13 protein-coding genes are annotated in these 12954 nt (G+C 64.7%); 11 read left to right on the top strand and 2 right to left on the bottom strand.

Going from position 1 to position 12954, the window contains the following annotated elements; translation table 11 throughout:
- The 3 genes from ACGYKA_RS00705 to mraY are packed head-to-tail and all read left to right on the top strand — an operon-like array spanning position 1 to position 4034.
- On the top strand, positions 1–1482 hold the full coding sequence (locus ACGYKA_RS00705) for a UDP-N-acetylmuramoyl-L-alanyl-D-glutamate--2,6-diaminopimelate ligase (protein WP_394410178.1): 1482 nt from the start codon (positions 1–3) through the stop codon (positions 1480–1482).
- Positions 1479–2912 carry a UDP-N-acetylmuramoyl-tripeptide--D-alanyl-D-alanine ligase gene (gene murF / locus ACGYKA_RS00700; RefSeq protein ID WP_271687740.1) on the top strand — a complete coding sequence of 478 codons (1434 nt, stop codon included), beginning with the start codon at positions 1479–1481 and terminating at the stop codon, positions 2910–2912. Before ACGYKA_RS00705 ends, murF begins: the two co-directional genes overlap by 4 nt.
- Before the next feature lie 39 nt (positions 2913–2951).
- A complete protein-coding gene (gene mraY / locus ACGYKA_RS00695; protein WP_168611989.1) occupies positions 2952–4034 on the top strand; it encodes a phospho-N-acetylmuramoyl-pentapeptide-transferase in 1083 nt (360 codons plus the stop codon).
- Positions 4035–4038: 4 nt separating this feature from the next.
- Here mraY and ACGYKA_RS00690 read toward each other — a convergent pair whose 3' ends face one another.
- Positions 4039–4965, bottom strand: coding sequence for a glutaminase (locus ACGYKA_RS00690; protein WP_067261778.1), 927 nt, complete (start codon positions 4963–4965; stop codon positions 4039–4041).
- Between the two features lie 74 nt (positions 4966–5039).
- Between ACGYKA_RS00690 and murD the strand changes: the two genes are divergently transcribed.
- The gene (murD, locus tag ACGYKA_RS00685; RefSeq protein WP_394410181.1) at positions 5040–6440 is read left to right on the top strand and encodes a UDP-N-acetylmuramoyl-L-alanine--D-glutamate ligase; all 1401 of its coding nucleotides are present in this window, start codon (positions 5040–5042) and stop codon (positions 6438–6440) included.
- Positions 6441–6448: 8 nt separating this feature from the next.
- Here murD and ACGYKA_RS00680 read toward each other — a convergent pair whose 3' ends face one another.
- Positions 6449–7624: an NAD(P)/FAD-dependent oxidoreductase gene (locus ACGYKA_RS00680; RefSeq protein ID WP_394410183.1), complete on the bottom strand. Its 1176-nt coding sequence runs from the start codon at positions 7622–7624 to the stop codon at positions 6449–6451.
- 111 nt (positions 7625–7735) lie between these two features.
- Here ACGYKA_RS00680 and ACGYKA_RS00675 point away from each other — a divergent pair, with 111 nt between their 5' ends.
- The 7 genes from ACGYKA_RS00675 to ACGYKA_RS00645 all read left to right on the top strand — a co-directional run bounded on the left by ACGYKA_RS00675 (position 7736) and on the right by ACGYKA_RS00645 (position 12948).
- A complete protein-coding gene (locus ACGYKA_RS00675) occupies positions 7736–8263 on the top strand; it encodes a peroxiredoxin-like family protein (protein ID WP_394410186.1) in 528 nt (175 codons plus the stop codon).
- Between the two features lie 172 nt (positions 8264–8435).
- Entirely contained in the window at positions 8436–9602 is a 1167-nt protein-coding gene (gene ftsW, locus ACGYKA_RS00670) for a putative lipid II flippase FtsW (RefSeq protein ID WP_067261784.1), read from the top strand.
- The gene (locus tag ACGYKA_RS00665) at positions 9602–10726 is read left to right on the top strand and encodes a UDP-N-acetylglucosamine--N-acetylmuramyl-(pentapeptide) pyrophosphoryl-undecaprenol N-acetylglucosamine transferase (RefSeq protein WP_394410188.1); all 1125 of its coding nucleotides are present in this window, start codon (positions 9602–9604) and stop codon (positions 10724–10726) included. The genes ftsW and ACGYKA_RS00665 overlap by 1 nt, the downstream gene beginning before the upstream one ends.
- Entirely contained in the window at positions 10723–12141 is a 1419-nt protein-coding gene (gene murC, locus ACGYKA_RS00660) for a UDP-N-acetylmuramate--L-alanine ligase (RefSeq protein ID WP_394410191.1), read from the top strand. Before ACGYKA_RS00665 ends, murC begins: the two co-directional genes overlap by 4 nt.
- The gene (locus ACGYKA_RS00655; protein WP_394410194.1) at positions 12138–12389 is read left to right on the top strand and encodes a DUF2484 family protein; all 252 of its coding nucleotides are present in this window, start codon (positions 12138–12140) and stop codon (positions 12387–12389) included. The genes murC and ACGYKA_RS00655 overlap by 4 nt, the downstream gene beginning before the upstream one ends.
- Positions 12386–12652, top strand: coding sequence for a DUF2484 family protein (locus ACGYKA_RS00650; RefSeq protein WP_067263246.1), 267 nt, complete (start codon positions 12386–12388; stop codon positions 12650–12652). The genes ACGYKA_RS00655 and ACGYKA_RS00650 overlap by 4 nt, the downstream gene beginning before the upstream one ends.
- Positions 12649–12948: a hypothetical protein gene (locus ACGYKA_RS00645; protein ID WP_271693382.1), complete on the top strand. Its 300-nt coding sequence runs from the start codon at positions 12649–12651 to the stop codon at positions 12946–12948. The genes ACGYKA_RS00650 and ACGYKA_RS00645 overlap by 4 nt, the downstream gene beginning before the upstream one ends.
- Positions 12949–12954 lie beyond the last annotated feature (6 nt).

Here is a 12954-nt window from a genome sequence, read left to right as displayed (position 1 = left end):
ATGACCGACCGGGCCGTACCCCTTTCCTCTCTCGGGCTGACCGCGCGGGCGGGGGCCAACCCTATGATCACCGGCATCGCGGTCGACAGCCGTGAGGTGCGCGAGGGCACGCTCTTTGCGGCTCTGCCCGGCAGCCGTGTGCATGGGGCCGAGTTCATTCAATACGCCCTGCGCATGGGCGCGGCGGCGGTGCTGACCGATGCGGCGGGCGCCAAACTCGCCGCCGAGGAACTGGCAGGCTCGGATGCCGGGCTGGTGGTCTCCGACCTCCCGCGTGAGGCGCTGACGCGCACGGCGGCGCTTTGGTTCGGCGGCCAGCCCGCCACGATGATCGCGGTCACGGGCACCAATGGGAAAACTTCCGTCTCGACCTTCGTGCGTCAGATTTGGGTTGAGATGGGATTGCCTGCCGTGAACCTCGGCACCACCGGGGTCGAAGGCGCTTGGGCCGCCCCCTTGGCCCATACCACACCCGAGCCGATCACCCTGCACCGCACGCTGGCCGAGGCCGCGGCGAACGGGATCACCCATGCGGCGATGGAAGCGTCGAGCCACGGGCTTGACCAGCGGCGGCTGGATGGCGTGACGCTCAAGGCAGCAGGGTTCACCAACTTCACCCAAGACCATCTGGATTATCATGAGACCTTCGAGGCCTATTTCGCCGCCAAGGCCGCGCTTTTCGCCCGTGTCCTGCCGGAAGACGGCACGGCTGTGGTCAATATCGACGATGAAAAAGGCGTCGACATCGCGGCCATCGCCCGCGCGCGGGGCTGTGAGGTGATCACCGTGGGCCGCGACGGGGGCGATCTGCATCTGCAAGGCCAGCGGTTCGATGCCACGGGCCAAGACCTGCGCTTTAACTGGCGCGGCAAGACCTATCAAAAGCGGCTCAATCTGATCGGCGGTTTTCAGGGCGACAATGTATTGCTGGCGGCCGGTCTGGTCATCGCCTGTGGTGCCGACCCACAAGAGGTCTTCGACACGCTGCCGCATCTCACCACCGTGCGGGGCCGGATGCAGCTTGCCGCCACCCGCGACAATGGCGCTGCGGTTTTCGTCGATTACGCCCATACGCCCGATGCGGTGGCCACCGCACTCGCCGCCATGCGCCCGCATGTGATGGGCCGGCTTGTCGCCATCGTCGGCGCGGGCGGTGATAGGGATCGTGCCAAGCGCCCCTTGATGGGGCAGGCGGCGGCGCAACATGCGGATATGGTCATCGTCACCGACGACAACCCGCGCAGCGAAGACCCGGCCAGCATCCGTGCCGCCGTGCTGGGCGGCGCACCCGAGGCTTGGGAAGTCGGCGACCGGGCCGAAGCCATCCTGCGTGGGGTGGACGCGCTGGAGCCGGGCGACGCGCTGCTCATCGCGGGCAAGGGGCATGAGACCGGGCAGACCGTGGGCGACGACGTGCTGCCTTTCGACGATGTGGAACAGGCCAGCGTGGCCGTGGCGGCACTGGACGGGAGATTGGCATGAGCCTTTGGACAGCGAGCGAAGCGGCGGAGGCCACGGGCGGGCAGGCGCAGGGCGATTGGGCTTGCAACGGTGTCTCGATCGACACGCGGACCTTGCAGCCCGGCGATCTCTTCGTCGCACTCAAGGCCGCGCGGGACGGGCATGAATTTGTGGCCCAAGCGCTCAGCAAAGGGGCCGCTGCCGCGCTCGTGACCCATATCCCAGAAGGCGTGGCCACTGATGCGCCGCTGCTGATCGTTGAGGATGTGCAACAGGCGCTGGAAGCGCTTGGCCGGGCAGGGCGCGCCCGCCTCGGCCCACAGGCAAAGGTGGCGGCGGTGACAGGCAGCGTCGGCAAGACCTCGACCAAGGAAATGCTGCTGGCGATCTTTGGCGATCAAGGCCGGGCCCATGCCAGCGTCGACAGCTATAACAACCACTGGGGCGTGCCGCTGACCTTAGCGCGGATGCCGCGCGATACCGATTACGCGGTGATCGAGATCGGCATGAACCACCCCGGCGAGATTGCCCCCCTCGCCAAACAGGCGCGGCCCGATGCGGCGATGGTGACCAATGTCGCCGCCGTCCACCTCGAAGCCTTTAAGGATGTCGCCGCCATTGCGGTTGAAAAAGCCAGCATCTTTGACGGGATGGAGCCGGGTGGCGTGGCGGTGATCAACGCGGACCACGAGCACAGCGATATCGTCTTGGCCAAAGCGCTGGAGCGCGGCCTGCGCGAGACGACCTTTGGGCAGGCAGGGCATCACTACAAGCTGGGCGAGGTCAAGGTTCAGGGCGATGCCACCGTGGCACAGGCCGAGGTCGAAGGCGCACCGCTGATCTTCAAGATCGCCACGCCGGGGCGGCATTTCGCGATGAACGCGCTTGGCGCACTGGCAGTGGCCGAGGCGCTTGGCGCGGATCGGGCGCTGGCCGTACAATCGCTGGGCCGCTGGTCGCCCTATGCCGGGCGCGGGGTGCGCGAGCGTATCCAGTTCGACCCCGTAGACACCTATCTGGCGCTGGAATTGATCGACGACAGCTATAACGCCAACCCGACCTCCATGGCCGCCGCGCTTGAGGTGCTGGCCGCCTCGGAAGTGACACATGACATTGGGCGCGTCAGCAAGGGGCGGCGGATTGCCTTTGTCGGCGATATGAAAGAACTCGGCCCCGAGGCTGTGGCGCTGCACGCCGGTCTCGCCGATCTCGAAGCCACCCGCGCGCTTGACGTGGTGCATTGCGTCGGCCCGTTGATGAAAGCCTTTTACGACAATCTACCCGAACATCAGCGCGGCGATTGGACGGAAACCGCCGAAGAGATGTTGCAAGGACTCCGCGCAAGGCTCGATTCCGGCGATGTCGTGCTGATCAAAGGGTCGCTTTCGATGAAGCTGGGCGGTATTGTTGACGCCATCCGCAAAATGGGCCATCCGGTCCCGACCGCCTGATCGGCGATTCACCCCACATGATGAGTTAGGACGCGATATATGCTCTATTGGTTGACGCTGCTGTCGGATGGCGGCGATTTTTTTAACCTGTTTCGCTATATCACCTTCCGCGCGGGCGGGGCGTTTCTGACGGCATTGGTGTTCGGCTTTATCTTCGGCAAACCGCTGATCGAAGTGCTGCGCAAGCGGCAGGGCAAGGGCCAGCCGATCCGCGATGACGGGCCAGAGGGGCATTTCGCCAAGGCGGGCACGCCCACCATGGGCGGGCTGCTGATCGTGGGGGCCTTGCTGACCTCGACCCTGCTTTGGGCGCGGCTCGACAATCCCTTTGTCTGGCTGGTGCTTTTCGTCACCATGAGTTTCGCCGCCATCGGCTATGCCGACGACCACGCCAAGGTCAGCAAGCAAAACACCGATGGCGTGCCGGGTAAGCTGCGGCTTTTGCTAGGTTTTCTGATCGCGGGTATCGCGGGCTATTGGGCCGCGCAATACCATCCGGCAGAGTTGCAGTACCAGCTGGCGCTGCCGGTGTTCAAAGACACGCTGATCAACCTCGGGGTGCTCTTCGTGCCTTTCGCCATCATCGTGATCGTCGGCTCGGCCAATGCGGTGAACCTGACCGATGGACTGGATGGTCTGGCCATCATGCCGGTGATGATCGCCGCCGGAGCGCTTGGCGTCATTGCCTATGCCGTGGGGCGGGTCGACTTCACCGATTATCTTGACGTGCATTACGTTCCGGGCACGGGCGAGATCCTGATCTTCACCGCCGGTCTCTTCGGTGGCGGCCTCGGGTTCCTGTGGTACAACGCGCCGCCCGCCGCCGTCTTCATGGGCGACACCGGGTCGCTGGCGCTTGGTGGGGCCTTGGGTGCCATTGCTGTGGCGACGAAACACGAGTTGGTGCTGGCGGTCGTCGGCGGGCTCTTCGTGGTGGAGGCGCTCTCGGTGATCGTGCAGGTGCTCTACTTCAAGCGCACCGGCAAGCGCGTCTTTCTGATGGCGCCGATCCACCACCATTACGAGAAAAAGGGTTGGGCCGAGCCGCAGATCGTGATCCGTTTCTGGATCATCTCACTGATCCTCGCCCTGCTGGGTCTGGCGACGCTGAAGGTGCGCTAAGCCTTTAGAAGATCGACCAATCCATGTGGCGCGCCAAAAGGGCCAGTGCTTCGGTGCCCTTTTGGCTGTTGCCATAGCGGTTGAGCCCCGGGGACCAGACCGCGATGCTGGCCCGCCCCGGCACGATGGCCAGGATGCCGCCGCCCACACCGGACTTGCCCGGCAGGCCCACGCGATAGGCGAAATCGCCTGATCCGTCGTAATGCCCGCAGGTCAGCATCAGCGCGTTGAGCCGTCGGATGCGGCTGGGGGCCACCAAACGCGGCACGTCCGGCGCTTCGATCAAGAAACGGCCCGCCATCGCCAGTTGCTCCACCGTCATCTCCATCGCGCAATGGTGGAAATAGGTGCCAAGCGTCCGTTCCGGCGCGTTGATGAGGTTCCCGTAGCTCGCCAGAAAATGCGCCAGCGCAAAGTTGCGGTGGCCAAAATCGGTCTCTGAGGCGGCGACGGTGTCATTGATGTGGATGTCGTCCGTCCCCGCCGCTTCGCGCACGAAACGTAGGATCTCGGCCAGCGCCTCGCGCGGCTCGCGGTTGCCCAAGACTTCATCCGTGGTGACGATCGCACCTGCGTTGATGAAGGGATTGCGCGGGCGGCCCTGTTCCTGCTCAAGCTGCACGATGGAGTTGAAGGCCCGGCCCGAAGGCTCCCGCCCCACGCGGTGCCAGAGCTGGTCGCCCGAGCGGCCAAGGGCGATGGCCAGCGTAAAGACCTTGGTGATCGACTGGACCGAAAAGGGCACCTGCGTATCGCCCGCCACATGACATTTGCCATCCGCCGTCACCACGGCGATGCCGAACTGTGCCGGGTCCACCTTGGCCAGTTGCGGGATATAGGCCGCCACGTCACCCCAGTGGTCATCCTCGCGCATCATGGCATTGAGGCGCGGCAACACATCGTCAAGGTCAGGTTTGGCGGGGCTGGACATCTTCGGCGGCCTCTGGCTTGTGATGGGCGCATCATGCCCCCATTCTGGGGTCAACGGGTAGCAGGGGATTGCAGATGATTCCAGTACAGGGCTTGGAAGGCGCACGCGTGGCGGTGCTGGGATTGGGCCGCTCGGGCCTGAGTGCGGCGCGCGCGTTGCAGGCAGGCGGGGCCAAGGTCAGCTGCTGGGACGACAACCCCGCCGCACGGGCGCGGGCCGAGCGGGAAGGCTTCGCCTGTGTCGATCTCAACGCCCCCGGTGCCTTGGACAAGATCGCCCGGCTAATCGTCAGCCCCGGCATCCCGCATCTCTACCCCGCGCCGAACCCGGTGGTGGCATCGGCGCTTGCTGCAGGGGTGCCGGTGGACAATGACATCGGCCTTTTCTTCCAAAGCTTCGCCACGCTGGCATGGGATCATTACGACGTGGCCCCGCGTGTGGTGGCAGTAACCGGCTCGAACGGGAAATCTACGACTTCGGCGCTTATTCACCACATCCTTGAGCATGTCGGGCGGCCCTGCCAACTCGCGGGCAATATCGGGCGCGGTGTGCTTGACCTCGACCCTGCCGTGGATGGGGAGGTCGTGGTGCTGGAGCTTAGCAGCTACCAGACCGAACTGGCGCGTGCGCTGACGCCCGATGTGGCGGTCTTTACCAATCTCAGCCCCGACCATCTGGACCGCCATGCGGGGATGGGGGGCTACTATGCCGCGAAGCGTCGCCTCTTTGCCGAAGGTGGCCCGGACCGCGCGGTGATCGGCGTGGATGAGGCCGAGGGCCGCTTCCTTGCCGGGCAACTCAGCGAGGGGCCGAGCGACGACCGTGTGATCCGCATCAGCGCCGAGACCAAGCTTTCCGGCCCCGGCTGGCATGTCTTTGCCCGCAAAGGGTTCTTGAGCGAATATCGGCGCGGCAAACAGGTCGGCGCGATCGACCTGCGCGGCATTCAAGGGCTGCCGGGCGCGCATAACCACCAGAACGCTTGCGCCGCTTACGCAGCCTGCCGCGCGCTTGGTCTCGCCCCGCGCGTGATCGAGGCGGCATTTCACAGTTTCGGCGGTCTGCCACACCGCAGCCAGACCGTAGCCGAGGCGCATGGCGTGCGCTACGTCAACGACAGCAAGGCCACCAATGTCGACAGCGCGGCCAAGGCGCTGGCGGCGTTCAAGAACATCCGCTGGATCTGCGGCGGGCTTGAGAAAGAGGGCGGCCTGAAAGGGTTGGCAGAGGCGCAAGGATCGGTCCGCAAAGCCTATGTGATCGGGCGCGAAGCCGCGCATTTTGCCATGCAACTCACCGCAGAGACCGAAGTCTGCGGCACGATGGATGAGGCCGTGGCGCGGGCGGCGGCAGAGGCGGAGGAGGGCGATGTCGTCCTACTGGCCCCGGCGGCGGCGAGTTTCGATCAATACGACAGTTTCGAGCGCCGCGGCGAGGATTTCGTGGCGCAGGTGCAGAAGGTGCTGGCGGAGTAGGGCGGTGCCTAGCCCGCAATCGCCCGTGCCGCCGCCATGCCCGAAGACCACGCCCACTGAAAGTTATAGCCGCCGAGCCAACCGGTCACATCCACGGCCTCGCCGATAAAATAGAGCCCCGGCACCTCTTTCGCCGCCATGGTCTTGGAGGATAGCCCGTCGGTATCGACCCCGCCCAGTGTGACCTCTGCTGTGCGATAGCCTTCGGTGCCACCGGGGTGAAGCTGCCAGTTCTCGATGCCTTGAATGAATGCGGAAAGCCGCGCGTCGGACCAATCTGCCAGATTGCCCGACAGGTCGAACGCCTGCCCCAGATGTTCCACCAGCCGCGCGGGCAGATGTTGGGCGAGCACGGTGGTGAAGTTCCGCCGCCCCGCGCGTTGCCGCTGGTCGCGGAGCGCGTCCAGCAGGGTGCCTTCGGGGGCAAGGTTCACGGTTATTGCCTCGCCTTCGCGCCAGTAGGAGGACGCCTGCAAGACGGCGGGGCCAGAGAGGCCGCGATGGGTGAAGAGCAGCGCCTCGTCAAACGCGGCCTCTCCGGCGGTGATACGCGCCGGGGTGGCCACACCGGCCAGCGGCGCAAAGCGGCCTTCGGCAAAGGTAAAGGGCACCAGCCCGGCCCGCGTATCGGTCACGCTCAGCCCAAACTGGCGCGCGATGTCATAGGCGATACCGGTCGCGCCCATCTTGGGGATCGACTTGCCCCCGGTGGCGATCACGAGGTTGCGAGTCGTGACTTTCACTAACTTATCAGGCGTTTGCAGGTCGAAGCTGAACTGCCCATCGACCTTCGCGAAATTGCTGGCACTGCTCTTCAGCTGCAGGTCGACCCCGGCCTGCTGCATCAACCCGCGCAGCATGGCGATGATCTCTTTCGCGCTGGTGTCGCAGAAAAGCTGGCCGAGGGTTTTCTCATGCCACGCGATGCCATGACGGTCGACCAACTCAATGAAATCCCACTGCGTGTAGCGGGCCAGAGCGGATTTGGCGAAATGCGGGTTCTGGCTCAGAAATGCCTGCGGCTCGCAATACATATTGGTGAAGTTGCAGCGCCCGCCACCCGAGATGCGGATCTTCTCGCCCGGGGCTTTGGCATGGTCCACCACCAGCACCCGCCCGCCCGCATGGGCAGCGCACATCATACCCGCGGCACCGGCTCCGATAATGGCTGTATCGACTTGCATGGGCGCGCTCTGCCTCAATGTGCCGCCCCGGTCAAGAAGACGTGAGACCGGTTGCCGCTTTGCCAAGGCGCCATAGCTGGGGTGCAACGCAACTGACGAAAGGAGCAGAGAATGACCAAACTGACCGCAGAACAGGATTTTCCGAAAATGGATGTGGCCAAGCTCGGCGGCGGCACGCTGACCTTGGGCCAGCCACAAGAGGGGCGCGATTGGCAATTGGTGGTGGTTTACCGCGGCCTGCACTGCCCGATTTGCAAAAAGTATCTCGCGCAATTGGAAAAGCTGCAAAGCCAGTTCCATGAGATCGGCGTCGACGTGATCGCCGTCTCCGGTGACCCCGAGGAGAAGGCCAAGGCCATGGCCGAGGAAGACAGCCTGACCCTGCCCATCGGCTATGACCTCAGCCTCGACCAGATGGCGGAACTGGGGCTCTACATTTCTGACCCGCGCAGCCCGCAGGAGACCGATCGGCCCTTCGCCGAACCTGCGACTTTCGTCATCAACGACGAAGGCAAGGTGCAGATCATCGACATTTCCAACGCGCCATTCGCGCGGCCCGAGTTGGAAGGTCTGCTGAACGGCCTCAAGTTCGTCCGCGACAAGGGCTACCCGGTGCGCGGCACCCATAAGGCCGCCTGATGGCGCGCGTTGAAGGGGCGACCTGATCGCCCGGCAGCGGGGCTTGGCAAAGCCCCGCTGACCCCGCCCGCCTTAGCGGGGTGAAATGCACTAGCTTCATATGACAATTCGGGCTATTCTGCCCGGATGAGACCCCGCAAAGGGGCCGTTGAGGCAGTTAAGGCAGATACCCATGACAGAGATGGTCTATGGCGCGGTCCCGGTGCGGGATGGTGAACCGATCCTTCCAAAATGGTGGCGCACGGTCGACCGTTGGGCTTTGTCCTGCGTGTTGATCCTCTTTGCCGTCGGCATGCTTTTGGGGCTGGCCGCATCCCCGCCTTTGGCCGCGAAAAACGGCTTTGATGCTTTCCACTATGTGCAGCGACAGGCGTTCTTCGGCGGATTGGCGCTGATCGCGATGCTGCTGACCTCGATGATGTCCCCGGTGCTGGTGCGGCGTCTGGCGGTGCTGGGCTTTGTGGTCGCCTTCGTGGCGCTGGCGCTGTTGCCTTTCTTCGGCACCGATTTTGGCAAGGGGGCGACGCGCTGGTATTCGCTGGGCTTTGCTTCGTTCCAGCCTTCCGAATTCCTGAAACCCGGTTTCATGGTCGCCGCCGCATGGATGATGGCCGCCGCGACCGAGATCAACGGGCCTCCGGGCAAATCGTGGTCCTTCGCGCTTTGCATCTCCATCGTGCTGATGCTGGCAATGCAGCCCGACTTCGGGCAGGCTTGCCTTGTGCTGTTCGGCTGGGGCGTGATGTATTTCGTCGCCGGCGCGCCGATGGTGCTGCTGGTCGGCATGGCAGGGCTCGTCGTTCTGGCGGGCACCTTCGCCTATTCCAATTCCGAGCACTTTGCCCGGCGGATCGACGGCTTTCTCAGCGTCGATGTCGATCCGACCACCCAGCTTGGCTATGCCACAAATGCCATCCGCGAGGGCGGGCTTTTCGGCGTTGGCGTCGGCGAGGGTGAGGTAAAATGGTCGCTGCCCGATGCGCATACCGACTTCATCATCGCCGTCGCCGCCGAGGAATATGGCCTGATCATGGTCGTCTGCATTATCGCCCTATATACTGTCGTGGTCGTCCGGTCGCTGCTGCGTCTGGTGCGCGAGCGTGACCCCTTCATCCGGCTGGCTGGAACCGGGCTGGCCTGCACATTCGGAGTACAGGCAATGATCAACATGGGTGTGGCAGTGCGGCTTTTGCCCGCCAAGGGCATGACCCTGCCTTTCGTGAGTTATGGCGGCTCTTCGGTGATCGCAAGCGGCATCGCCGTGGGCATGTTGTTGGCCTTTACCCGGACCCGCCCGCAGGGTGAGATCAGCGATATTCTGGGCCGGGGCCGCCGCTGATGGCTGCCCCACTGTTGATCATCGCCGCCGGGGGGACCGGTGGGCATATGTTTCCCGCGCAGGCCTTGGCCGAGGTGATGCTGAAGCGCGGCTGGCGGGTGAAACTCAGCACCGATGCGCGCGGCGCGCGCTATACTGGCGGCTTTCCCGAAGCGGTCGAGATCAGCCAGATCAGCAGCGCCACCTTTGCCCGGGGCGGGGTGGTGGCCAAGGCGCTCGTGCCCTTCCGCATTGCCGCCGGTGTGGTCCGCTCGGGCCTCAACATGCTGCGCGACCGGCCATCGGTCGTGGTGGGCTTTGGGGGCTATCCGTCGATCCCCGCGCTTGGTGCTGCTTGGGCGCTGCGCATGCCGCGGATGATCCATGAGCAAAACGGCATTCTGGGCCGCGTGAACGAGATTTTTGCCAAACGGGTCCACGCCGTGGCCTGTGGCATCTGGCCCACCAAGCTGCCCGAGGGCGTGCAGGGCTGGCATGTGGGCAATCCCGTCCGCGCCGCCGTGTTGGACCGCGCCGGTGCCGCCTATATCCCGCCGGGTGACTACCCAATGGAGGTTTTGGTCATGGGCGGCAGCCAGGGCGCGCGCATCCTCTCGGACGTGGTGCCCCCGGCGCTTGCGGCCCTGCCGATGAACATGATCCGCAACATCCGTGTCAGCCATCAGGCCCGCGACGAAGACGGCCAGCGGGTGGTGGACTACTACGCCGAATCCGGGATCAGCGCCGATGTGCGGCCCTTCTTTGATGATGTGCCCCGCCGTATGTCCGAGGCGCAGCTGGTGATCAGCCGCTCCGGTGCCTCCAGCGTGGCCGACCTATCGGTGATCGGGCGTCCGTCGATCCTTATCCCCTTTGCCGCCGCGGCGGGGGATCACCAAAGCGCCAATGCCCGCGGCTTGGTCGAAGCCGGGGCCGCGATCATGGTGCCCGAACGCAAAGCCAATCCAGATATCATGACCGACCAGATCCTCGCCGTGCTTGAGATGCCCGAAGGGGCAATGCAGATGGCGCGCGCCGCGCTTTCGGTCGGCAAACCCGACGCGGCCGAGACATTGGCCGATATGGTTGAGCAGCTTGCCGCCCAAGGCACGCTCACCCCCGCAGAAGAGGAACACCCGCAATGAACGCCGCCGCCACCAAACTGCCGACCGATGTCGGCCCGATCCATTTCGTCGGCATCGGCGGCATCGGCATGTCCGGCATCGCCGAAGTGCTTTTGAACCACGGCTACAAGGTGCAGGGCTCGGACCTCAAAACCACCAAAATCACCGTGCGACTGGCCGAATTGGGCGGGCGCATCTTCGAGGGGCAGGCGGCTGAGAATATCGAAGGCGCGGCGGTGGTCGTGATCTCTTCGGCGATCAAGCCGGGCAATGCCGAGTTGGACGAGGCGCGCCGCCGTGGCTTGCCCGTCGTCCGCCGGGCCGAGATGCTGGCCGAGCTGATGCGGCTCAAGTCCAACATCGCCGTGGCGGGAACGCATGGCAAGACGACGACCACCACGCTGGTCGCAGAACTCCTGGTCGCGGGCGGCATTGACCCCACGGTCGTCAACGGCGGAATCATCCATGCCTATGGCTCCAACGCGCGCATGGGGCAGGGCGACTGGATGGTGGTCGAGGCGGATGAGAGCGACGGCAGTTTTAACCGCTTGCCCGCCACCATCGCCATCGTCACCAATATCGACCCCGAGCATATGGAGCATTGGGGCGACTTCGACACGCTGCGGCAGGGGTTTTTGAACTTCGTCTCGAACATCCCCTTCTACGGGCTGGCGGTCTGTTGCACCGATCACCCGGAGGTGCAGTCGCTTGTGGGCAAGCTTACCGACCGCCGCGTGATGACCTATGGGTTCAACGCGCAGGCCGATGTCCGCGCCGTGGGGCTGCATTACAAAGACGGGGTCGCGCATTTCGACGTGCATCTTCAGTCCGAAGACAAAGTGATCGAAAACTGCGCCCTGCCGATGCCCGGCGATCACAACGTATCAAACGCGCTGGCGGCGGTGACCGTGGCGCGGCATCTTGGGATGAAGCTTGAGCAAATCCGCGACGCTTTGGGCAGCTTTGGCGGGGTGAACCGCCGCTTTACCCGCGTGGGCGAGGTGGACGGCGTGACCATCATCGACGACTACGGCCACCACCCGGTCGAGATCGCCGCCGTGCTGAAAGCTGCGCGGCAGGCCAGCGCAGGCCGCGTGATCGCCGTTCACCAGCCGCACCGCTATTCCCGCCTGTCGCATCACTTTGACGAGTTCTGCGCCTGTTTCAACGATGCCGATGTGGTGGGCATTGCCGATGTCTATGCCGCGGGCGAAGAGCCCATTCCCGGTGCCGACCGGGACGGGCTGGTCGCGGGGTTGATCCAGCACGGCCATCGCCACGCCTATGCGGTCGAGGGTGCCGAGGCGCTGACGCAACTGGTCCTGCGCGAGGCGCGCCCGGGCGATATGGTGGTCTGCCTTGGTGCGGGTACGATCAGCGGCTGGGCCAATGACCTGCCCGAGGCGCTGCGCACGGCCAAGGGGGCGGCTGCGTGACCCTCGTCTGGCTGTCGATCCTCTGGGTCTTCGCCGCCGTGACCGTGGCCATGCTGCCGCTGCGCTCTCAATACCTGCCGGGGGTGGTTCTGCTGATTGCCGCGCCCTTGTTGATCATCGCCATCGGTGTGACCCTGTCATGGGCCTATGCGCTTTTGGCGCTGCTGGCGTTCCTGTCGATGTTCCGCAACCCGCTGCGCTATCTCTGGGCGCGGCTGCGGGGCCAAAAGCCGGAGCTGCCGAAATGAGCCTCTCTCTCATCCTCGCCTGCTTCTGGTTCGTGATCGCGAACATCCTTGCCATGACGCCCAGCAAGGATTCCCATTGGCGCAGCGCCTATCTGCTGATCGCCGTGGGCATACCGATCGTCGGTTTCGTCACCGCGCAGCACGGCCCGTGGCTGGGCCTGTTGGTGCTGGCGGGGGGCTGTTCGGTGCTGCGCTGGCCCGTGGTCTATTTCGTGCGCTGGCTGCGCCGCGGGGCAGGCCGGGTCAAAGGCCCGGCGGAATGACCCTGACGCCAACCCTCGTGGCGCTGCTCTCGGTCTTTGCGGTCTGGATGATCGCCTGTATCTGGACCGGTTTTCGCGCTCGTGTGCTGTGGTTCTTTCTGGTTCTGGCAACAGGCTTTGCGCTCAACGCTACATGGATGGTTTTCGGGCTGGATGCACGGGTGTTCGAGCCGCATGCGCTTTTGGCGCAGCTTTCCGTCCTATTCTATGCCGTGGGCGGTTTCGGGCTGGGCTGGCTTGCGGGGCGGGTGGCCAAACGCTGGCGCGAGAGCCGTGTCGATCCGCCGTCGTCTTGATGGTTT

The sequence above is a fragment of the Sulfitobacter sp. 1A15106 genome (genome assembly GCF_043556995.1).
Lineage (GTDB): Bacteria > Pseudomonadota > Alphaproteobacteria > Rhodobacterales > Rhodobacteraceae > Sulfitobacter > Sulfitobacter faviae.
Note: the sequence above shows the minus strand (reverse complement) of the source record. Positions and strands in the feature narration are given on the sequence as shown.